General features: G+C 63.9%; 19 protein-coding genes, 1 pseudogene and 1 riboswitch. Of the genes and pseudogenes, 6 read left to right on the plus strand and 14 right to left on the minus strand.

Annotated elements, in window-relative coordinates; all coding sequences use genetic code 11:
• The first annotated feature begins 29 nt into the window (after positions 1–29).
• Both O4220_RS24230 and O4220_RS24235 read left to right on the plus strand, forming a co-directional pair.
• The gene (locus tag O4220_RS24230; RefSeq protein ID WP_269608101.1) at positions 30–1,049 is read left to right on the plus strand and encodes an aldo/keto reductase; all 1,020 of its coding nucleotides are present in this window, start codon (positions 30–32) and stop codon (positions 1,047–1,049) included.
• Between the two features lies 1 nt (position 1,050).
• Positions 1,051–1,917 carry an LLM class flavin-dependent oxidoreductase gene (locus O4220_RS24235; protein WP_269608102.1) on the plus strand — a complete coding sequence of 289 codons (867 nt, stop codon included), beginning with the start codon at positions 1,051–1,053 and terminating at the stop codon, positions 1,915–1,917.
• A 24-nt stretch (positions 1,918–1,941) separates the two neighbouring features.
• Here the strand turns inward: O4220_RS24235 and O4220_RS24240 are convergent, their stop codons facing one another.
• From O4220_RS24240 to O4220_RS24280, 9 genes are read right to left on the minus strand one after another with little or no spacing between them, the layout of a single operon-like run.
• Positions 1,942–2,877, minus strand: a complete 936-nt coding sequence (locus tag O4220_RS24240) for an NADP-dependent oxidoreductase (protein WP_269608103.1) — start codon at positions 2,875–2,877, stop codon at positions 1,942–1,944.
• A gap of 37 nt (positions 2,878–2,914) precedes the next feature.
• Entirely contained in the window at positions 2,915–4,039 is a 1,125-nt protein-coding gene (locus O4220_RS24245; RefSeq protein WP_269608104.1) for an LLM class flavin-dependent oxidoreductase, read from the minus strand.
• Complete coding sequence (locus O4220_RS24250; RefSeq protein WP_269608105.1) at positions 4,036–4,776, minus strand: DUF1684 domain-containing protein; 741 nt, start codon at positions 4,774–4,776, stop codon at positions 4,036–4,038. The genes O4220_RS24245 and O4220_RS24250 overlap by 4 nt, the downstream gene beginning before the upstream one ends.
• Positions 4,773–6,128 (minus strand): NtaA/DmoA family FMN-dependent monooxygenase, encoded by a 1,356-nt coding sequence (locus O4220_RS24255; RefSeq protein ID WP_269608106.1) that lies wholly within the window; start codon positions 6,126–6,128, stop codon positions 4,773–4,775. The genes O4220_RS24250 and O4220_RS24255 overlap by 4 nt, the downstream gene beginning before the upstream one ends.
• Positions 6,125–7,201: an LLM class flavin-dependent oxidoreductase gene (locus O4220_RS24260; protein WP_269608107.1), complete on the minus strand. Its 1,077-nt coding sequence runs from the start codon at positions 7,199–7,201 to the stop codon at positions 6,125–6,127. The genes O4220_RS24255 and O4220_RS24260 overlap by 4 nt, the downstream gene beginning before the upstream one ends.
• Complete coding sequence (locus O4220_RS24265; protein WP_269608109.1) at positions 7,194–8,792, minus strand: dipeptide ABC transporter ATP-binding protein; 1,599 nt, start codon at positions 8,790–8,792, stop codon at positions 7,194–7,196. Before O4220_RS24265 ends, O4220_RS24260 begins: the two co-directional genes overlap by 8 nt.
• Positions 8,789–9,682 carry an ABC transporter permease gene (locus tag O4220_RS24270; RefSeq protein WP_269608110.1) on the minus strand — a complete coding sequence of 298 codons (894 nt, stop codon included), beginning with the start codon at positions 9,680–9,682 and terminating at the stop codon, positions 8,789–8,791. The genes O4220_RS24265 and O4220_RS24270 overlap by 4 nt, the downstream gene beginning before the upstream one ends.
• Positions 9,675–10,655 carry an ABC transporter permease gene (locus O4220_RS24275; protein WP_269608111.1) on the minus strand — a complete coding sequence of 327 codons (981 nt, stop codon included), beginning with the start codon at positions 10,653–10,655 and terminating at the stop codon, positions 9,675–9,677. Before O4220_RS24275 ends, O4220_RS24270 begins: the two co-directional genes overlap by 8 nt.
• Positions 10,652–12,265: an ABC transporter substrate-binding protein gene (locus O4220_RS24280; RefSeq protein ID WP_420030458.1), complete on the minus strand. Its 1,614-nt coding sequence runs from the start codon at positions 12,263–12,265 to the stop codon at positions 10,652–10,654. Before O4220_RS24280 ends, O4220_RS24275 begins: the two co-directional genes overlap by 4 nt.
• 219 nt (positions 12,266–12,484) lie before the next feature.
• Positions 12,485–12,578, minus strand: a riboswitch (SAM riboswitch).
• 79 nt (positions 12,579–12,657) lie between these two features.
• Here O4220_RS24280 and O4220_RS24285 point away from each other — a divergent pair.
• From O4220_RS24285 to O4220_RS24300, 4 genes and pseudogenes are all read left to right on the plus strand, one after another.
• Positions 12,658–13,893 carry a phosphotransferase gene (locus O4220_RS24285; protein ID WP_269608112.1) on the plus strand — a complete coding sequence of 412 codons (1,236 nt, stop codon included), beginning with the start codon at positions 12,658–12,660 and terminating at the stop codon, positions 13,891–13,893.
• 614 nt (positions 13,894–14,507) lie between these two features.
• Positions 14,508–15,638, plus strand: a pseudogene (locus O4220_RS24290) (DUF222 domain-containing protein); the annotation flags it as partial.
• 80 nt (positions 15,639–15,718) lie between these two features.
• A complete protein-coding gene (locus O4220_RS24295) occupies positions 15,719–16,042 on the plus strand; it encodes a hypothetical protein (protein ID WP_269608113.1) in 324 nt (107 codons plus the stop codon).
• A gap of 150 nt (positions 16,043–16,192) precedes the next feature.
• Entirely contained in the window at positions 16,193–16,531 is a 339-nt protein-coding gene (locus tag O4220_RS24300) for a TfoX/Sxy family protein (protein ID WP_269608114.1), read from the plus strand.
• Positions 16,532–16,602: 71 nt separating this feature from the next.
• Here the strand turns inward: O4220_RS24300 and O4220_RS24305 are convergent, their stop codons facing one another.
• From O4220_RS24305 to O4220_RS24325, 5 genes are read right to left on the minus strand one after another with little or no spacing between them, the layout of a single operon-like run.
• Positions 16,603–17,127: a GNAT family N-acetyltransferase gene (locus tag O4220_RS24305; protein WP_269608115.1), complete on the minus strand. Its 525-nt coding sequence runs from the start codon at positions 17,125–17,127 to the stop codon at positions 16,603–16,605.
• A 16-nt stretch (positions 17,128–17,143) separates the two neighbouring features.
• Positions 17,144–18,172, minus strand: a complete 1,029-nt coding sequence (locus tag O4220_RS24310; RefSeq protein ID WP_269608116.1) for an FAD-dependent oxidoreductase — start codon at positions 18,170–18,172, stop codon at positions 17,144–17,146.
• A 7-nt stretch (positions 18,173–18,179) separates the two neighbouring features.
• Entirely contained in the window at positions 18,180–19,157 is a 978-nt protein-coding gene (locus O4220_RS24315) for an ABC transporter substrate-binding protein (RefSeq protein ID WP_269608117.1), read from the minus strand.
• 34 nt (positions 19,158–19,191) lie between these two features.
• Positions 19,192–19,983: an amino acid ABC transporter ATP-binding protein gene (locus tag O4220_RS24320; protein ID WP_269608118.1), complete on the minus strand. Its 792-nt coding sequence runs from the start codon at positions 19,981–19,983 to the stop codon at positions 19,192–19,194.
• Entirely contained in the window at positions 19,980–20,945 is a 966-nt protein-coding gene (locus O4220_RS24325; protein ID WP_420030459.1) for an amino acid ABC transporter permease, read from the minus strand. Before O4220_RS24325 ends, O4220_RS24320 begins: the two co-directional genes overlap by 4 nt.
• Positions 20,946–21,007: the final 62 nt, after the last annotated feature.

The raw sequence follows: 21,007 nt of genomic DNA on the forward strand, positions 1-21,007 counted from the left end.
AGCCCCATAACGGCCAAGAGGAGATCACCATGCAGTACCGCACACTGGGACGAACCGGCGTCCAGGTCAGCACGCTCTCGCTCGGCGCGATGAACTTCGGAGCTATCGGGCGCACCACGCAGGACGAGGCCACCGCAATCGTCGATGCTGCACTGGAGGGCGGCATCAACCTCATCGACACCGCGGACATGTACAGCCAGGGGCAGTCCGAGGAGATGGTCGGCAAGGCGATCGCAGGTCGGCGGGAGAACGTCGTGATGGCCACCAAAGTCTTCAACCCGATGGGCGACGAACGCAATCATCAGGGCAGCTCCCGCCGCTGGATCGTCACCGAACTCGAAAACAGCCTGCGCCGACTCGACACCGATCACGTCGATCTTTACCAGATACACCGCTGGGATCCCACGACGAGTGACGAGGAAACCCTCTCCGCCCTGACGGATCTGCAGCGAGCCGGGAAGATTCGCTACTTCGGCTCCTCCACCTATCCGGCTTACCGAACCGTGCAGGCGCAGTGGGCCGCGAAGGAACACCATCTCGCACGGTTCGTCACCGAGCAGCCGCCGTACTCGATCCTGCAGCGCGGCATCGAATCTCATGTCCTTCCCGTCGCCCAGGAATACGGAATGGGCGTACTCGTGTGGAGCCCCCTGGCCGGCGGCTTCCTCTCCGGTGCCATCCGCGCAGGACAAGCCGCCACCTCGAACCGCGCAATGATGATGCCCGAGCGCTTCGGAACCGACACTCCCACCGGCCAGGCCAAACTCGACGCTGTGGAGAAACTTGTCGCTGTCGCCGACGATGCCGGGCTGACGTTGATCCAACTCGCGCTCGGTTTCGTGACGGCCCATCCAGGAGTCACCAGTGCACTCGTCGGGCCGCGTACTGTAGCCCACCTACACTCGCAACTCGCTGCTGCGGACACCGTCCTGACCGGCGATGTCCTCGACAGGATCGACGAGATCGTAGCGCCCGGTGTCGATCTCGCTCCCGGCGACAAGTTCGACACCCCACCCGCGCTGCTCGACGCATCACTGCGGAGACGCTGACATGGCCAGTTTCGGGATCATGACCCCGCCGCAGAACGTCTCCTACACCGACCTTCTCCGGGTGTGGCGAGAGTCAGACAGCATTGCGGAGATAGAGCACGCGTGGCTGTTCGATCACCTCATGCCCATCGGGGGAGACCTCGACGGCCCGATCTTCGAAGGCTGGACCATGCTGTCCGCGCGGGCCGCTCAGACCGAGCGAATGAGACTCGGAATCATGGTCACCAGCAACCGCATTCGTCCACCGGCAATCCTCGCAAAGATCGCCACTACGGTCGACGCGGTCTCGAACGGGCGGCTCGACTTCGGAATCGGTGCCGGGTCACGGCCGAGCGTGCCGATGGCGCGACGGGAGTACGACGGCAGCGGTTTGCCCTACAGCAACGCCGCGGAAGCCGTGGCGCGCTTGGGTGAATCGCTCACCGTCATTCGCAGGCTCTGGACCGAGGACGAACCCTTCGACTTTCACGGTACTCACGTCGACCTCGTCGGGGCGTTCCAGAACCCGAAACCTGTTCAGCGACCCGGCCCACCGATCGTGATCGGTGGCCGAGCAGCAGGCGTGCTGCGTCTCGTCGCCGCGCACGCCGACACGTGGAACATCCCCGGCGGCGACCTCGACGACGCACTGGACCGAGCGAGACTGCTCGACCGGTTCTGTGCCGAGATCGGGCGCGATCCGGCGACCATCACCCGATCGGTCGCTCTCGGAGTGTCGTTCGAGGAACCCGAGAAGACGAGGAACGACATCGGTGACGCCGTGGCTGCGGGATTCGACCATGTCGTTCTCATCCTCCCGGGCCCCTACCCCGACGGCATCGCGCACCGAGTGACCGAGGAGTTCATCAGACCCAGCGGGAACTCGTGAGACCCACTGCGCCCGGACTTTTCGTTACGGAATCAGGACGAACTTTCCGCGCGGGTGCGTCGATTGCAGTTCAACATGTGCCACGGCAGCCTCGGTGAGCGGAAAGCTCTTGGCGACCGTCACTTCGAACACACCTGCACCTGCCTGCTCCAGCAACACCGGTGATGCGAGGCGTCGACGCTCCATGCTCGCCGGCCCGCCGACGGTGAGGAACCCGTCTGCAGATGCCCGACCGAAGGCTGCCGTGCTGACCAATCGCGCTCTGTCCCTCAGTAATTCGAGAGACACATCGACGGCCTCATCGGTGCCCACCGTGTCGATTGCCGCATCGACCCCATTGGGTGCGGCTGCTCGTACACGGTCGATCAGTCCGTCGCCGTATTCGACGGGCTCGACACCGTAGGCCCGCAGTGCATCGTGGTTCTGTCGGCGCGCAGTACCGATGACGGTGGCTCCGCGCTCCCGAGCGAGCTGAGCCACCACCGACCCGACGCCGCCTGCCGCTCCGTGCACAAGAACAGTGTCTCCGCTCTCGAGACCGACGGATTCCAGTGCGTCGTAGGCAGTTCCAGCCACGGCGAGCACACCCGCAGCAACGTTCCAGTCCAGTGCTTCCGGCTTCGAGAACACGAACCGCGCGGCAACCAGAATCCGCTCGGCGTAAGTACCGTTCTGGCCCGACACGACAACCGCGTCGCCGACGGCGATAGGCCCGCTCGGGCCCTCGACGGTTCCGCCGACCGCCACCACGATGCCCGACGCCTCGCTGCCCAGCGCAATCGGAAGCTTCGACGCGTCCGTGCCGAACGCACCGCTGTAGCTCTTGTAGTCGAAGGGATTGACGCCGATTGCCCTGACCTCGACCAGAACCTCACCTTCGGACGGTTCGGGCAGCTCTCGTTCGACGATCTCGATCGCGTCCGGTCCACCGTAGGACGCTGCAACTGCAACTCGTGTCATGCGCGGTACAACGGTCACGACGACGCAAATGTTCCGCTCAGACCCGCAAGCGCGGCAGTCCCCATTCCTTACCGAGCAGTTCGTACGAGCGCAGCCGGTCCGCGTGGTCGTGCGTCGCCGAGGTGATCACCAGTTCGTCCGCGCCGGTTGCTTCCTGCAGCGCCTCCAACTTGGCCGACACCGTTGCCGCGGATCCGACGATCTGCGTGTCCACCCGATCGGCGACGAGCCGATGCTGCTCGTCGGTCAGCGGGGCGACACTCGTCGGATCCGGATACTCGATCGCACCTCGACCGCTGCGAATGCTGTGTACCCATTGTGGGAAAGACGCTGCCACCTCTCGGGCCTGCGAATCGACCTCTGCAACAACCACATCGGCCGACACCGCCACATACGGCGAGGACAGCCGAGCCGACGGCACGAAAGCACGGCGATACTCGTCGATCGCCTCGAGAGTCGTCCCCGGGCTGAAGTGATAGCTCGCCGCGAACGGCAGACCGCGGGCACCGGCCTCACGGGCCGTCGGCCCAGCGCTGCTGCCAAACAGCCACACCGCCACGTCGGCCCCGACACCCGGGCGTGCCGTCAACGGCACCCCGTCGCGCTCGTAACTACCGGCAAGCAGCGCAACAAGGTCGTCGAGTTGATCGACGAATTCCGGGGACTGAGCGTGCGGCTGCTGCAGTGCAGCCAGAGACGCAGCCAGCAGCGGGGTCTTGCGCGGGGCCGCCGCAGCGGGGGCAACCGGGAACAGTCCACCGGGCTCCGAAGCCACCGCGCGTTCGGGCGCAGCCTGCTGCGCACCGGCCAGGGCTGCTGCTCTGCGCTGCCCGGACCTACCGACACCCAGATCGATGCGTCCCGGATACAGGGCGTCGACTGTCCCGAAGGATTCGACGACGGCAGCAGCCGTAGTGAAACCGAGCTGGACCGCAGCCGACCCGACACGAATCCGGTTGGTGGCAGCGGCAATCAAACCGATCAACACTGCGGGTGAAGAACTGGCCGCCGCCACGAAGTGGTGCTCGGCCACCCAGTAGCGCTCGTAGCCCCACTCCTCGGTCTGGCGTGCAAGGTCGACCGTGTTTCGCAGCGCTTGCTGGACGGTCGACCCCTCGCTGATCGGGGACAGATCGAGAACGGACAACGGAACTCGCGTCATCTCGGGTTCTTCTCCCCTGCCTCGACGGCGACGGTCAGTCTGTTCTCGGCAGGCGCGACCGGGCACGTGGCGTAGTCGGTGAACGCACACGGAAGGTTGGATGCCCGGTTGAAATCGAGGACGACGGTGCCGTCCACCGGAGCGGGCACTGCCAGGATCCGCGCAGCCGGATAGGTGGTCACCCCGCTCGTGGCGTCGGTGAACAGGACCTTCAGACCATTACCGGTTCCGCCGAACGCAATCAGTTGCGCAGCGGTACCGGCCAACTCGAAGTCGAGAGTGCCCACGGCCGAGTGATGGTGTTCGAGACCTTCCACCACAGCCCCGGTGGTCACGGTGACCGGTGCGTCATAGGGAGTGAACGTGCCGGTAGCGACGAACTTCTCGCTCGGCTCGTAGGCGGGAATACCGTTGTAGGACTGCAGGGTCTGCGCTTCGGGGTCGTGTACCCGCAGCGCGACCGAAGCGGTGCGACGGATCACCTCGATTCGCCGATCTCCGTCCTCGACCAGGATGCCCGGGGCACCCTCCACCGGATTCAGCGTCGTCACGCCGTCGAACCCCTCGACAGTCACCGAATCGGCGTCGGCCTTCCAACGACCGGGAAGGTCTGCGACGGTCTCGAATTCATCGGTCAACCAATACAAACCGGTCAAGGACACCCAACCGAGGGGATCACCGTAGGACGCCTCTCGGTCGGCATGCCACTGCTTCCAGTCCTGCTCGAAATCACTCATGATGCTCGCACTCCTTCACGCTGTTCGTACGGGTGCCGCAGACCGAGGTGGTCCCGCAAGGTGGTTCCGGCGTATTCGGTGCGGAAGCTGCCGCGATCCTGAAGTTCCGGAATCACTCTATCGACGAATTCATCGAGGCCGGCTGGGGTGATGTGCGGGACGAGAATGAAGCCGTCGCTCGCGTTGTTCTGCACGTAGCTGTCGATTTCCTCGGCCACGTGCGCAGGGGTTCCGACGAACTGCTGCCGCGTCGTCATCGCGATGATCAGTTCACGAATGCTCAGGTTGTCTGCTTCGGCGCGCTCGCGGTACTGCTGAGCGATGGTTCTGGGGTCGCCGTGTCTCGCACGACCCCGGGTGATGGACACGTCGCCGCTGGGTTCGATGTCGGGTAACGGACCGTCCGGGTCGTACGCGGACAGGTCCTGTCCCCACACCTGCTCGAGGAACGAAATAGCCGTCTTACCGCTGACCTGCTGATGCCGAATGTGATCCGCCTTCTCGACCGCGTCCTGTGCAGAATCGCCGAGCACGAACGTCGCCGCGGGCAGCACCTTCAGGTCGTCGTGCTCGCGGCCGTACTTGGCGAGCCGACCCTTGACGTCGGAGTAGAACTTCTGACCGGCCTCGAGCGTGCCGTGGATGGTGAAGATGGCGTCGGCCTTCGCTGCACCGAACTCTCGGCCCTCGTCGGAGTCGCCCGCCTGCAACAGAACCGGATGACCCTGCGGACTGCGCGGCAGTGTGAAGCGGCCCTCGACATCGAATTGCGGCCCGGCATGCCGCACGGTTCGGATCTCGGACTCGCGACCGAAGATTCCCCGCTCCCGATCGACGACTAACGCGTCGGACTGCCAAGAATCCCAGAGCTTTCGCGCGACGTCGATGATCTCGTTGGCCCGCACGTAACGGTCGGCACGATCGAGATAGCCGCCCCGGCGAAAATTCTCGCCGGTGAACGCGTCCGAGGACGTCACCATGTTCCATGCCGCCCTACCGTCGGACAGGTGGTCGAGCGACGAGAATTGTTTGGCGAGCTCGAACGGTTCGTTGAACGTGGTGTTGATTGTTCCGGCAAGTCCGAGCTTGGTCGTCACCGACGCAAGAGCGTTGAGGACGGTGAGCGTATCCGGTCGACCGACCACGTCTAGATCGTGGATCTTGTTGCGGTGCTCACGCAGTCGCAGTCCCTCGGCGAGGAAGAAGAAGTCGAACAGACCGCGTTCGGCCGATTCGGCGAGGTGCACGAACGAGTCGAACTCGATCTGGCTCTTCGATTCCGGATCGGCCCAGACAGTCGTGTTGTTGACGCCGGGGAAATGGGCACCCAGATGTATCTGCTTCTTCGTCACAGGCTCCTCCCTTCGAGTGCAAAGCGATTGACGGGACGCGTCAGGCCGAGACGCTCGCGCAGAGTCGATCCGCTGCGAGTGTCCGTGGCCGGGAGAGCTGCTACTCCCGACGGCAACGCGAGCGGTACCAGAGTCACACCGTCCAGGCCGGCCGCTTCGATGGAACCGAGCAGGAGATGCAAGCCTGCCAGGTCACCGACATGCGACACGCTCCCAGCGGCTCTGACGTGCCCCGCCCAGTTGTCGAGCTGAGCGAGTTCTTCAGCGGCAGAATCGGATACCAAGGTCTCCACGTCCAACAGGACGAATACCTCGGCCGGGTCACGACCTTCGGCAACGACGGCCCGTCGAATGCGGGCGGCGGTCGTTGCCGCCTCCTCGACCGTGTCGGCGACGATTCGGACGATGTCGGCACGCGCGGCGGCCACCGATACGGACTCCGCGGAGTCGCCGCGAATCACGACGAGCGGCTTCCCCTGAGGAGACCTCGGAGTGATCGACGGACCCTTGACCGAGAAGTTCTCACCCTCGAAGTCGATGTAGTGCAGCTTGTCTCGGTCGATGAACCGCCCCGACTCGACATCGCGGATCTCCGCGTCATCTTCCCAGCTGTCCCAGAGCCTGGTGACGACCTCGATTGCCTCGTCCGCCTCGCGCCACAGGCTGCCGTTGTCCTGCTCCGCTTTCCGGCCGAACAGCGCTGCCTGCTCGGCACCCGGACTCACCTCGACCTGCCATCCGGCCCGGCCGTGGGAAGCGAAATCGAGGCTCGCGATCTGCTTCGAGATGTGAAACGGCTCGGTGTGCGTGACGGTGATCGTGGGCACCAGCCCGATCTTCTCGGTGACGGCGGCTGCCCGTGCCGCGATGGCTGCGGCCTCGAGCGTCCGAGTGGCGAACGAATCGCCCAGGAACGCCAGATCGATACCCGCTCGGTCTGCGGCCTGGAGTTGGTCGATCCAGAACCCCGCTGTGAACAGGTCTTCGGCGCGAGAATCGGGACGGCGCCAGGCCTGCGGATGTGCGCCGGTGCCTTTCAGCTCTATCGCAGTCAGGAACAGCTTGTCAGACACTGGTGCTCGCTTTCTCGTGCGCGCTTCCGGGAATGGCCCCGAGTAGCTCGCGGGTGTAGTCCTGCTGTGGATTGTCGAACAGTGCTGCGGTGTCGCCGTATTCCACGATGACGCCGGATTGCATGACTGCCACGGTGTCGCTGATCTGACGGACCACGGCAAGATCGTGCGAGATGAAGAGGTAGCTCAGACCCAGCTCGGACTGCAGATCGTCGAGCAGCGTCAGGATCTGTGCTTGAACCGATACGTCGAGGGCCGAGACCGGCTCGTCGAGCACCACCAGTTCCGGCGCGAGAGCCAACGCTCGGGCGATGGCGACGCGCTGGCGCTGCCCACCCGACAGCTCGGCAGGCCGGCGGGCCAGGTAGTCGCTGGTGAGTGCTACCTGATCCAGCAACGTCCGGGCACGCTCGGAACGCTCACGCGAGGAACCGACCTTGAACGCGTCCAACGGTTCTCGTACGATCTCGCCGACGCGCAGCTTCGGGTTCAGTGACGCGTACGGGTTCTGATAGACGATCTGAACACGTCGCCGCAGTTCACGCCTGGCCTTGCCACGCAGACCTGTGATGTCCACGCCGTCGAACGTGACCGAACCCGACGACGCGGTCTCGAGACCGATCGCGATGCGCGCCAACGTGGACTTGCCGGACCCGGACTCGCCGACGAGCGAGACCGTCCGCCCGCGTTCGACGGTCAACGTGGCTCCCTTGACCGCATCGAGGTGGATGCCGCGGCCTATGGTGAACCGCTTCGAGACGTTGCTGACCGTGAGGATCGGTTCGGTTGCCGTGGTGCGCGCGGGTCGTACGGTCGTATTCAGCGACGGCGCAGCGGCCAACAGTTGACGTGTGTACGCGTGCGTCGGATTCGCCAGTACCTCTGCGGTGGGGCCGGTTTCGACAATCCGACCCGCGCTCATGACAATCAGGCGATCGGCTCTGTCCGCAGCCACGCCCAGGTCATGAGTGATCAGCAGGACAGCGGCACCGGTTTCGGCGATCCTGGCGTCGAGATGGTCGAGGATGCGTCGCTGCACGGTGACGTCGAGGGCGCTGGTCGGCTCGTCGGCGATCACCAGTTCCGGGCGGCACGCGAGAGCGATTCCGATCAGTACGCGCTGACGCTGCCCACCGGACAGGTCCTGCGGATACTGCCGCGCCCGCACTTCGGGGTTGTCCAAACCGGCTTCGGTGAGGATGCGAATCGCCTCGACCTTCGCGGAGCGTCGATCGGCCAGACCGTGCACCCGCAGCACCTCGGCAACCTGATCGCCGACGCGAACCACCGGGTTCAGCGAGGTGGTCGGGTCCTGCGGGACGAGCCCGATATGGCGGCCGCGCAACCGGTTCAACGTCTTGTCCGAGGCTGTGTCGAGCCGCTGCCCGTCGAACGTCACCGATCCGCCAACGATGCGGCCGGAACCCGAGAGCAGACCGATGAGGGCGTGGGCAGTCGTCGACTTTCCGGAACCCGACTCACCGACCACGGCCACCACTTCACCGCGGTCGACGGTGAACCCGATGCCGGAGACGGCGGTCGTCTCACCGTAATTGACGTGCAGATTCTCTACTTCGAGAATGGGGCTCATTGTGATCGCCTCTCGAGTGCGTGCCCTAGGCGGTGCGCGGACACGACGACGGCCACGATCACCAAGCCCGGCAGTGTGGTCATCCACCAGGCGGTGGCCAGGAAGTTGCGGCCCTCGGAAATCAGCGATCCCCACTCCGGGGTGGGCGGAGCGGCGCCGAAGCCGAGGAAGCTCAGCGCCGATACCGCGAGAACTGCCATACCGAATTCGACTGCAGCGAGGGCGATCACAGGGCCGTACGAGTTTCTGAGGATGTGCCTGCGGAACACATCGAACCACCGCACACCCGAGGCGTAGGCCGCTTCGACGTACAGTGATCTGCGCACCCGCAGCACCTCCGAGCGCATGACTCTCGCGAAATTCGCGATCAATGTCACACCGACGGCGATAGCGACGTTGACGGTGCCGAAGCCCAGAGCGGTCACCAGCGCCAGCGAGAGCAACAGCGTCGGAATCGACAGCAGCACATCGACGATGCGCATCAGCACCGCGTCGACTACTCCGCCGACGGCCCCCGAGACCAGACCGATGATCGAGCCGACCACCAGGGCGATGCCGACTGCCAACAGCGTTGCCGTGAGAGACAGTCCGGAACCGTGGACCACTCGGGTGAAGACGTCGCGGCCGATGTTGTCGGTGCCGAACCAGTGCGACGCGCTGGGTGCCTGGAGCTTGTCGGCCGGTGTACCGACCAGCGGGTCGCCGCTCGCGAAAACGGACGGGAACAGCGCGAACCCGAGAGCCAGCAACAGCACGATCACGGAGGCACCGAGCCAGATGTGCTTCAGCACGTCCCGCGGACCCCGGCGCCGCGTGGGTGCCGGTGCTTCGTCACCTGCCACGGGAATTGCCGAATAGACGGCAGGTTCACGAATCAATATGTCAGACATGCGCTTTCTCCGGTTCTGCACTGGCCTGCGAGGGCCGGTATTCGCGCACGATGCGCGGATCGATCAGCGGATAGAGCAGGTCGACTGCGAGATTGACCAGGACGAAGACCAGCGATGTGAGAACGACGATGCCTTGCACCACCGGAATGTCCTGGGCCAGCACCGATGTCTGGGTCAGCCGTCCGACTCCGGCGCGCGAGAACACCGTCTCGACCACCACCGATCCGGCCAGCAGGGTGCCCACCAAGACCCCGGCAATCGTGAAGGCGGGGATCGAGGACAGTCGCAGAACGTGTCGCGTCTGCACCCGAAGGCGTGAGACCCCCCTGGCCCGAGCCACATCCACGAACGGCTGCTTCCACGTGGTGGCCATGCTGGTAGCCAGGACCTGCGCGATGACAGCACCGGTCGGCAATGCCAGTGTCACCGCAGGCAGCACCAACGACGCTGCGCCTGCGTCACCGAACGCAGGGAACCAGCGCAGTCGGAACGAGAACAGTTGCAGCAGCAGTAGTCCTACCCAGAACGTCGGCACCGCCACCCCGAGCGGCGGGAGTGCGAGCAGCAGGTTCTTCAGCCATACGATCTGGGTGTACGTGGCTGCGTAGGCCACCGCGGATCCGAATACGACGGCCAGCACCAGGGCCGTCCCCGCCAAGCCGAGCGTGCTGGGCACCGCGTCGAGAATGGCCGTCGTCACCGGCTGGCCGGTGGCGATGGACAATCCGAAGTCGCCCTGCACGGCCCCCACCAGCGAGTGCCAGTACTGCACCAGCACCGGCTGATCGAGACCGTAGCGGGCCTGGAGTTCAGCGATGGCCGCAGCGTCGGCCGGGGTGCCCGAGCCGGCCGAGTCCACGGCAAGACTGACCGGGTCCGAGGGAAGGAGGAAGAGCACGATGAACGAGATGGTGAACGCAGCCCACAGCACTGCCAGTGCCTGCAGTACTCGCTGTCCGATGTAGCGGGTCATGCGCTCAGCCAGGTGTCGAAGAACTGGAGGCGAGCGGAGGCCTCGAATTTCAGATCCTGCACTGTCGACGCCGCGCCGACGGCCTGCGAGAGCTCGATCGTCGGAATCCACAGTCCGTTGTCGAGCACCTGCTGCTGCGCGGTTGCGAGGATCTCGTTGCGGGCCGCAACGTCGGTGGTCGAGAGCTGATCGGTCAACGAGGCGTCCAGATCCGGAATCGGGCCGCGCGCGTTCAAGTTCCGTCCGTCCACGGCAAACGAGGTGCGCAGAATGTCGCCGTCGGCGCGGGTGCTGTTGTAGTAGGTGGAGTCGTAGTCCTTGGTGCCTTGCCGTGCCGTCGCCTCCGAAGTGGAGACCAGTTCGAGCTGTAGGTCGACGCCCACGGCACGCAGCTGCTGTTGGGTCAGCTCCAGAATCGCCTGGTTGCCGGCGAACACCGCTGAATACATGACCTTGAAACTCAGCTTCTGCCCGTCCTTTTCACGGATGCCGTCTCCACCGGGAGCCCAGCCTGCGGCGTCGAGCAGCGACTTAGACTTCTCGGGATCGTAGGTGACATCGGCGAGCTCGACGTACCCCGGGGTGGCGCTGGCCAAAGTGCTTGTCGCTGTGCGGAAGTCCGGTCCCAGGACCGTGTCGACGAGTTCCTGACGGTTGATCGCCGGCACCAAGGCCGTCCGGACGGCGGGGTCCTGTAGCGCACCGCGAGTGACGTTGGGCTGAATGCCGAACGGAACACCCGGGTTGGATGCCGTCAGGATCCGGCCACCGGTCGCCTCGATCTGTGGAGCATCCTGCGGTAGCGCGTCGCTGACGGCGTCGAGCTGGTCGGAGGAAAGACTACCGGTACGTACACCCGACTCGGGCACGATGGTGAACTCGATGCGGTCCAGGTACGCCTCGCCCTCGTGTCCGAATACCGCAGAGCCCCAGTTGTATCCGCTTCGCTTGGCCAAAGCGACGGAACGGTCCTGTTGATAGTCCGCGTAGGTGAACGGTCCCGATCCGATGTTGGTGCCCAAGCACCGCGACTCGGCCGACTGTGCCGACGTCGCGGTGGCCTGGATGCCGAGCTGTGGTGTCGAACTCGCTTGCAGGAACTGCGCATTGGGTGCCGAGAAGTCGATGCGGACCGTGAGCGGGTCGACGACCGTGGCACCTTGATATCCGGTCAGGTAACTCGCAGCCAGCGGTGCCTTGGCAGCACCGAGAGTGCCGGTGATGGCATCGAAATTGTCCTTCACGGCGGTGGCATCGAGCGCCGTGCCGTCACTGAACGTCACACCGTCCTTCAGCTGGAAGGTGAAGGACTTCGCGTCGGCACCGACCTCCCAACTCTCGGCCAACCATGGCTCGACCTCTCCGGTTTCGGGGTTCTGGTCGGTAAGCGAATCGACCACCTGCCGGGTGACGTAGATGGTTTGATTTGTACCCGCCTGAGCCGGGTCGGAGCAGGTAGGAGCCCCGGACAGGCCGTAACGCAGCGTCCCTCCGGACTGGGGTGGGCCCGCGTCGGCAGCCGAGGTGGTGGCGCTACCTGCGCACCCGGCGAGCAATGTGGCGGTGGCGGCGATTACTCCGGCCACCAAAAGAACAGGGCGAGTGGACACGTGGGTGTCTCCGGTATCTGGTCGATCGCACGAGAACTCCCGCGTCCGAGCCACGTGTGCCCAGGAAGGAGTTCGTGCAGATGATGAGGTGTGGTGTCGAAAAGTGCGGTGCCGAAATGTCAGCTAAGACAGGTCGAACCGTTCAGACGGCACAGATCGACATGGATCCGACGGCATCCGTCGACGAAACCTGAGGCGACTCGGGTGTTCACGTGCATTCCTCCATCGGTCCCGGCGGTAGCACCCTCACCCGACAAGCGGGGGGTTGCTGCGACGTCATAGAGCCAGGTCTCTCGGTCGCTCTGGATGGTCCTACGTTCTCGATACTACGAGAGGTTCGGCGCAGTTGCCAACCGGGGTGGGAATTCCGCACGATGTGAGACCGTAGAAGCATGAACGACGAGACGGAGATCCCGTTGCCCGGAGGGAACAGGACCGTCGTGCATCGGGTAGGCGAGACGGTACGTCGAGCAACGGGAGACCACTCGGCTGCCGTACACGATCTCCTGAAGGAGTTGGAGCGCATGGGTTTTCCCTACGCTCCGCGCTTCCTGGGAATAGATGATCGGGGCCGGGAGATACTCACGTACCGCCATGGGACTGCCGGCAACTACCCGATGCCGGCCGCAATTCGCAGCGTCGAAGCTCTGGAGAGCGCTGCCAGGATTCTACGTCGACTACACGACCTCACCGTCGGGTTTCGACTGCCCGACGGCCATGCCCGACACCTACCCGACGGCGTCGACCCCGAGGTGATCTGCCACTGGGATGCAGCTCCGTACAACTTCGTCTTCGAGGGTTCCGCAGCCGTCGCCTTGATCGATTTCGACGAAGCCGGGCCGGGGCGACGCATCGACGATCTGGCCTACTTCGCCTATCGATTCGCGCCACTGTGCAGTGCCGACAACTTCCCCGACGGAGGATGGTCCCCGGACACCGATCGATGGGACAGGCTGCGCCGAATCTTCAGGATCTATCCCGACCCTCGGGCTGCCGAACTCCCAGACATCGTCATCGCCAGACTCGCGGCAATGAAACTCGCAGTCAGGGACGGGCCGAACCACGAGCACGGTGCCCTGTATTCGCGAGATCAAATGTTCGTCGATCGGAACCGAGACCGCATTGTCGACGCCATTACCTCCGCGGCGAAAGCTGCCCCAGGACAACGAGACGAGGAGGCCGCGCCTCCCAGTCGAACGGCTACCGACAGTTCAGCGCTCTCGCTGCCGTCGAGACCTGAATCATTATGCTGCCCAGCTAAATTCGACTCACATCTGTTCACATACTCAACCCAATACGCGAGCGTGTCGCCATCGACGGCAAACCTGTCCAGCACATCCATGCACAGCCAGGTCGCGACCGAGAAGTCCTCTTCCACCCCGTCGAGCCCGATCAGTGCCAACTCGTCGCCCACGGCGATGACAGCGCGATCGACACCGGAACTACTACGCTCGAGCCATCCCAACGCCCGCCGGAGATACTCCCAGTCGGCCGCGGGCACAGACTCGGTCGCCGATTGCCTGCACAGTTCCGCCGTCGCACCGAGTGCGTCCACAACCGGTGTCGACAGTGCACCGTCGAGTTCGACGAGTAAGCCCCGATCGGAATCTATGAGGTCGGCCATGTAGCGCCAACGGGCCGGAAGGGCGACGTCCTCTGGCCACACGTCCGTCGTACCGAACTGAAGCCGGGTGATCAGTTCCTTCGGTGAACTGCAGGAAGCGGCAAAACGAAATGCGTCGTTCATGTCGATCATCCCCACTGGGTCTTAACACAACATCGAACACCGGCTCGACACTCGAGTTCGGAGACACTGCCAAGCGGTGGCTTTCGTCACCGATGCAAGCAACGCTGCCGTGGTCGTTACGTCCGCCTTGGGGATATTGAACGCCGCCACCAGCATCTACGCGACTCTTCGTTACCTAAAGTCGACAACGTCACACTTGTGGCCGATGTGTAATCCGCCACATAGTGCAGAGGTTCGACTTGGCATCCCGACAGCCGAGCGCGAGTAGGAACGCATGTTCGAAAGTCTGTCGGTGGGTCGCGATAGATTCTGTTCATGCTTTCGGGGGACGGCGGATCAGGGGTGGACGGCATCGAGACGGTGCCGCCTCCCTCGGTCGTGTCCGATCCCGGACTGTCGATGCTGGTGGATCGGGTCGAGTCCGCTGTGGCGGAGTTGGCCGGGCAGGGGTCGGTGTCGTGGACCAATGCCGACCGGCGTGCGGTGATCCAACGCATGGAAACACTCACCCGATCGGTGACGGCGTATTCGTACACCTGGCTGAACGAGCTGATCGCTCAGCGCGGCCTGGATGCGTATCCGGGGTCGGTGCCGTGCTCGGTGGCGTGGATGCTGCGGATCACCCCACGCGCCGCCGGTGCACGAGTACGCCTGGCTGCGGAGTTGGGTGACCGCACCGCACTGTCCGGTGAGGCACTGCCGCCGTTGCTGCCGCACACCGCGGAAGCGCTAAGGGCGGGGTTGCTCGATGCCAAGCATGTGCAGATGATCCGCGAATTCTTCCGACATCTGCCCGCGAGTGTCGATCCGCAGACCCGCGACTTCGCCGAAGAGCAGTTGGTGGGCTTGGCCTCGACCAGACGGCCCGACGACTTCGCGCCGTTGGTCGCGCACCTGGACTCGATCCTCGACCCTGACGGCGACTTCGACGAGGACGAAGACGAGGACAAGAACGCGAAGCCGAGGCCACGCAAGCGACGCGATGCCTTCTTCTACCTCGGTGAACAGGGTTCCGACGGTATGTCGGAAGGGAAGTTCTGTGTCGACCCCGAACTACGGGCCTACCTCGAAGCTTTGTTCTCGAAAGCTGCGAAACCGGGAGTCAACAACCCGGCCGATCCGACATCGGTCGTCCACGACGATGAAGATGGCGAGAACGACAGTGCCACAGCGCCGCAGCCCGAGCCGACCACCCACGAAGCAAACTCCCGCGATGCCGGGTCCAGTAATGAAGGCCTGCGGGATGAGACGAACAGCGACGATGAATTCGATGGCACTGCTGAATCAGACAACTCGCCTGGGTCCGATGCCGGCGGCGACGATGCAGGTCCGGACACCGCTAAGCGGGATGCTGCCGCCGCCCGGGATCGACGCACCCAGAACGAACGCCGTCACGACGCCTTGAAGATGGCACTGCGGCACACCCTCGCATCCGGGACCCTCGGCACCCACCGCGGACTGCCCGTCACCGCCATCGTCACCATGAGTTTGAAAGATCTGAACGCCGGCTGCGGATACGCCATGACCGGCACTGGATCCCGAGTGTCGATCCGCGATGCGATCCGCATGGCTTCGCACGCCCACCACTACCTGACCATCTTCGACGACCACGGCAGAGCCCTCTACCTCGGCCGATCCAAACGCATCGCCTCCGCCGACCAACGCATCGTCCTCATCGCCCGCGACCGCGGCTGCAGCTTCCCCTCGTGCACCCGCCCGCGACCTGGTGTCAGTCCCACCACGTCGACGACTGGGTCGACGGCGGGCCCACCGACATCGACGCCCTCACCTTCGGATGCGACATGCACCACGCACTCGTCGGCACCGGCCCCGGCAAGTGGGCGACCACCAAAACCACCGCAGCACATCGCTATCCGGGCCGCACCCTCTGGCACCCACCAACCGGAATGGACCCAACACGCCGCGGGCTCATCAACCACGCACACCACCCCGAAGAAGTCCTCTACCCACCCGACCACCACCACGACACAGGCGATGCCGGCGACGAGGAACCACGACAACCCGCATGACGACCCACCCAAGCGTCACGGCACAGCTCTGCTTGCTGCACAGACATGCGTCCGAGCCAACGGCATTTCACACGGCGGGAGACCCACGGTTGCGCCCACTACCGATCAGGTCTTCGATGAGGGCAACGACCATCGGAGGGGTACGAGCACATGGCGTACGACGAGCTTCTTGCAGCTCGCATCCGCGACATCCTCTCGGGCCAGGAAAGCCTGCGCGAGCAGAAGATGTTCGGCGGTCTGGCGTTCCTGGTGCGAGACAAGATGGTGGTGTGCGTCGGCACCGGAAATCGTGCTCTGCTGGTTCGGGTGGATGGAGTTCGCGAACCCGAATACCTCCAGCGCGACGGAGCCCACCACGCTGTCATGGGCCGAGACCGCTCGATGGGCAAAGGGTGGATCACCGTCGACGCAGACGCGCTCACAAGCGAAAAGGCACTGGAATTCTGGATCGCCGCGGCGCTCGAACACAACACCAACGCGACCGGCTGACAGGCATCGAAACAGTCCTCGCCAGTACCGGACCAACCTACGGAGTAAGCCGGGCACTCACTGCCGCGGACTCATTCGAGACTCTTCTCGAAGGGATGTGACCCGACAGTCCTGGACGGCAAGTTCCGGTCGTACAGCGGGGTGTATCCGGCTGCCAGGTACAGGGCAACTGCTTCGGGCTGATTCCAACCGGTCGTCAGATACACCCGACGATATCCGCGATCGCGTGCGCTGCGTTCCAACTCAGCCACGACGAGTTTGCCGAACCCCTTGCCACGGTGCTCTTTCGAGGTCCAGATACGTTTGAGCTCTGCGGTGGTCGAGTCGTACTGCCGGTACGCGCCGCCGGCAACCGGAACACCGTCGTCCAACGCCATCACCAGCACACCGCCCGGTGGGGCGAACTCTCGAGCGGGATAGGACTTCAATTCTTGATATTGAACGCCGGGACTGCGGCCGTACCTGGACGCGTACTCGATCGCCAGCTCCTGCAGCAGAGGCGTCGCAAGTGGATCGTCCTGATCGACTTCGACGAAGTTCAGCCGTACTGGACTGGTGTCGCCAGTGCGAGTGTTCAGATCGAACGTTGCGCTCATGTGCTTCCTGTCTCGATTATCCGTCGACCAGATCTGCGACCAATTCTCCGACCGCAGGGGCGAACTTGAATCCGTGTCCCGAGAATCCCGCAGCGACAACGGTGTTGCCACTGCGTCCGATGGCGAAGTTGGAATCGGGAGTACTGGTGTACAGACACGTCAGCGGGTCGGCCGTATAGGCGTTCACTCCCGGGAGCCACGTGCTCGCGTACTCGATCAGGCGATCGACTCCCGCGGGATCGGCCACGAAGTCGCGGGTGTGCGGATCGACGACCGGCCCGGTGGCATGCTCGCCGATCTTGACGCCGTCTGGCGAAGACAATCCATAGATGCCTGCAGTATCGAGAAGTGCACCGGGATGGTGGATGAAGCTCGGCCACTGTGCGTCTGGGCGCAATGGTGCGAAATGCGCCGGTTGTTCCTGGGTGGTGACCAGCGGCGGAGTTGCACCGTGCGGTGCGAACTCGGCCGTCCATGCTCCCGCCGCGAGAACGACCACGTCGGCCACGTAGGTGCGGGTGTCCGTCACCACGTCCGAGCCGGAGATCTCACGCACCGGAGTTTCGTATTCGACCGTCGTACCGCGAGAGCGAGCGGCCGCTATTGCTGCGGCGACGCTGCGATCGGCGTGAAGCCGCCCGGCCGCAGCATGGAACAGCACTGTGGTGTCGAATCGAAGTCCGGGCCACCGCAGCTGCGCAGCAACAGGTTCGAGAACCTCGAACTCCAGGCCTGCTCGCTTCAGTGCACCGATCCTCGGATTCACCGTCGCCGGATCTCCATGATCGACTGCTCCCGTGATATCCAACAATGCTGTGGCGGTGGTGGTTTCGAGATCACGCCAGAGCGCGTGTGCCCTGGCAGCCAGTGAAACGTAGTAGTCGTCGGCGTACGCGTGCCGAAATATCCGCGAACTGCCATGCGAGGCACCGTTCTTGTGCCCCGGCTCGAATTGCTCGAGCAGAGTGACATCATGTCCACGTTGGGCGATCTGCCAGGCGGACGACGCGCCGATGATGCCGCCGCCGACGACTACTACTTTCACTGCGCTCCTACGCTGCAGGCTTGCGAGGAAGCCCGGGCGGGTTGATGACGGACTCGGACACGGCCTCGGACTGCAGGCCCCACCGATCGATGACCCGCTGGTAGCTGCCGTCGTCGATGGCATGTTGGAGCGCCTCGCGGATGGCCTCGATGAGACCGTTGTCCTTCTTGGTCAAGACCGCGATCTCACCCTGCAACGCATCGCCGGCCCCGGAGAACGTCCCGACAACCTTCGATTCCCCACTGGTTGCCGCGTGGTAGATGGCAGAGGGGTTCGGGCCGAGATAGCCGTCGATTCGCTTCGATCCCAGCGCCAGGTAGTAATCGGACGTGTTCTGGTAGTAGGCCAGCTCTGCCGGCGCGAGACCCTCGGCCACGTTCGCCTCGTTCCAGTCCACCAACAGCTGTTCCTGGTTGGTACCGGACCCGACGCCGATCTTCTTGCCGGCGATGTCCTGACGCTTCTCCACCTTCCAGTCGGTGTCCTTCTGGGTCTCGAAGGCAAGATTGTCGAGCCGGTAGGTGGCGAAGTCGTATTTGTCTTTTCGCTCCTCGGTCACCGTGACGTTGGAGATGAACACATCGTTCTCGCCGGAATCGATCTTGACGAAGTTCTGCGACCAGTCCGCAACCTGCAGATCGACGTCCAGCCCGAGAATATCGCCGACGAGGTAAGAGAAGTCGACCTCGGATCCGACGATGGTGGTGTCGTCGGTGGCGTAGAACCGCAGCGGCGGCGCAGTTCCGCCCGCGCCGGTGACGATCAGCGTGCCTCGATCTCGAATGGCCTGTGGCACTTTTGCGGCGATCTCGTCGACCTTGTCGACTCGGACTCTTTCGGTCTGCTCGGGCGTGAGGTCGAAGCTTTGCCCGTCCTCGGTGACGACCTGAGACTCGGCCTCGGGGTCGCTGCAGGCGGTCGCGGTGAGCGCCACGATGGCCAAAGCTGCGGCGACGACCGTCAGCCTGCGTGATGGTTTCGACATGAGTGTTGTCCGTCTTTCGCTGAAGTGAGGTGGTTTACAGAACGTGGGAGAGGAAAGCTTTGGTCCGCTCGTGCTGTGGCGAATCGAGAAGTGCTGCAGGAGATCCCTGTTCGACGATGACGCCGGAATCCATGAAGACCACCGTGTCGGCGATTTCGCGGGCGAATCCGACCTCGTGCGTGACGATCACCAGCGTGGCACCATCGCGTGCAAGTCCGCGGATGACTTCCAGCACCTCGCCGACGAGCTCCGGATCGAGCGCCGAGGTGGGCTCGTCGAACAGAATTACTTTGGGACGCAACGCCAGTGCCCGCGCGATGGCCACTCGCTGCTGCTGTCCCCCGGATAGCCGACGCGGGTAGTCGTGCACCTTCGCGCCGACACCGACCCGCTCGAGCAGCGCAAGGGCCTCGGGCTCGACGTCGACGCGTTTGCGCTTCTGCGCCGAGATCGGTGCCTCGATGACGTTCTCGAGTACCGTCAGGTGCGGAAACAGGTTGAAGTTCTGGAACACGAACCCGATCTGCGAACGCTGACGCAGAATCTCACGGTTGCTGAGCTCGTGCAGCTTGGCACCCTTGCGTTTGTAGCCCACCAGATCGCCGTCGACCCGGACAGTCCCCTGGTCGACTTTCTCGAGGTGGTTGATGATGCGCAGCAGGGTCGATTTACCGGATCCGGACGGGCCGATGACTGCGGTGACCTCCCCGGGCCGGACGGTGAGGTCGACGCCTTTGAGCACTTCGAGGGCACCGTAGGACTTGTGTACGCCGCGCACCTCGACGGCGTAGGTCTTCGCAGACATCGTGGCATCGAGCGTCGTCATCGTGTTGCTCCTCGCGGGGCGAGGGTGATTTCGGCCAGTTTCTTCCGTAGCTTCTGGATCGGCGTCAGCTCGATGTTGCGGACAGCCCCCTTGGCGTAGTGCCGCTCTACGTAGTACTGCACCACCGACAGAATCGAGGTGAGAATGATGTACCAGACGGTGGCCACCATGAGCAGCGGTACCACTCGGCCGCTTCGGCCGTAGATGACCTGAACCTGGTAGAACAGCTCGGCGATCGCCATGACGGAGACGATCGAGGTGCCCTTGAACAGGCTGATCACCTCGTTGGCCGCATTGGGCAAGATCCCCCGCATCGCTTGCGGAAGAATGATCTCGAAGAACTCTCGCCTTTTCGGAATACCCAGTGCCGCAGACGCTTCCAGCTGTCCCTGATCTACCGAGATGATACCGGCGCGGACGATCTCAGCGGAGTATGCAGCCTGATGCAGAGCGAGTCCGACGATCGCTGCCGTCGACCCGCTGATGACGTTGTTGACGTCGAACTCGAAGAAGCTGGGCCCGAACGGAATTCCTACCGACAGGGTTTGGTAGAGATACGCGATGTTGAACCAGAACAGCAGCTGCACGATCAGGGGAATGGATCGGAACGCCCAGATGTAGAACCACGAGATGATCTGCAGCACCGGATTGTTCGACAGTCTGGCCACCGCGAGTGCGATGCCGAGCGCGAAGCCGATCAGGGTGCCCCAGAACGTGAGCTGGATGGTGAGCCACAAGGCCGACAGCACCGATTGCGCGGTGAAGTACTGAGCGAACGTGCCCCAGTCCCATCCCGGATTGGTGGCGAAGCCGTGCAGGAACTGGGCAACAACGACCAGGGTGGCGATGCTGATCACCCACCGCCACGGATGCCACTTCCGTGCTACGACCAGCTGCTCGTCGGGGACCTGCGCATCGTCACCCGGGTTCGAGGCCGCAGGTCGAGCTTGTAGTTGAGTCACCGGAACCGCCGGGTCGGATGGGCAGCGATCATCGCCGTGTTGCCTTTCGGAGAATTCGAGCT

Origin of the sequence: Rhodococcus ruber, from assembly GCF_027270735.1 — a bacterium.
In the GTDB taxonomy this organism is placed as follows: domain Bacteria; phylum Actinomycetota; class Actinomycetes; order Mycobacteriales; family Mycobacteriaceae; genus Rhodococcoides; species Rhodococcoides rubrum_A.

Coding starts and splice junctions, on each gene's coding strand:
- O4220_RS24240 (WP_269608103.1), bottom strand. CDS start 2,877: ATGACACGAGTTGCAGTTGCAGCGTCCTACGGTGGACCGGACGCGATC.
- O4220_RS24285 (WP_269608112.1), top strand. CDS start 12,658: ATGAACGACGAGACGGAGATCCCGTTGCCCGGAGGGAACAGGACCGTC.
- O4220_RS24235 (WP_269608102.1), top strand. CDS start 1,051: ATGGCCAGTTTCGGGATCATGACCCCGCCGCAGAACGTCTCCTACACC.
- O4220_RS24270 (WP_269608110.1), bottom strand. CDS start 9,682: ATGTCTGACATATTGATTCGTGAACCTGCCGTCTATTCGGCAATTCCC.
- O4220_RS24300 (WP_269608114.1), top strand. CDS start 16,193: ATGGCGTACGACGAGCTTCTTGCAGCTCGCATCCGCGACATCCTCTCG.
- O4220_RS24230 (WP_269608101.1), top strand. CDS start 30: ATGCAGTACCGCACACTGGGACGAACCGGCGTCCAGGTCAGCACGCTC.
- O4220_RS24320 (WP_269608118.1), bottom strand. CDS start 19,983: ATGACGACGCTCGATGCCACGATGTCTGCGAAGACCTACGCCGTCGAG.
- O4220_RS24245 (WP_269608104.1), bottom strand. CDS start 4,039: ATGACGCGAGTTCCGTTGTCCGTTCTCGATCTGTCCCCGATCAGCGAG.
- O4220_RS24265 (WP_269608109.1), bottom strand. CDS start 8,792: ATGAGCCCCATTCTCGAAGTAGAGAATCTGCACGTCAATTACGGTGAG.
- O4220_RS24250 (WP_269608105.1), bottom strand. CDS start 4,776: ATGAGTGATTTCGAGCAGGACTGGAAGCAGTGGCATGCCGACCGAGAG.
- O4220_RS24315 (WP_269608117.1), bottom strand. CDS start 19,157: ATGTCGAAACCATCACGCAGGCTGACGGTCGTCGCCGCAGCTTTGGCC.
- O4220_RS24275 (WP_269608111.1), bottom strand. CDS start 10,655: ATGACCCGCTACATCGGACAGCGAGTACTGCAGGCACTGGCAGTGCTG.
- O4220_RS24305 (WP_269608115.1), bottom strand. CDS start 17,127: ATGAGCGCAACGTTCGATCTGAACACTCGCACTGGCGACACCAGTCCA.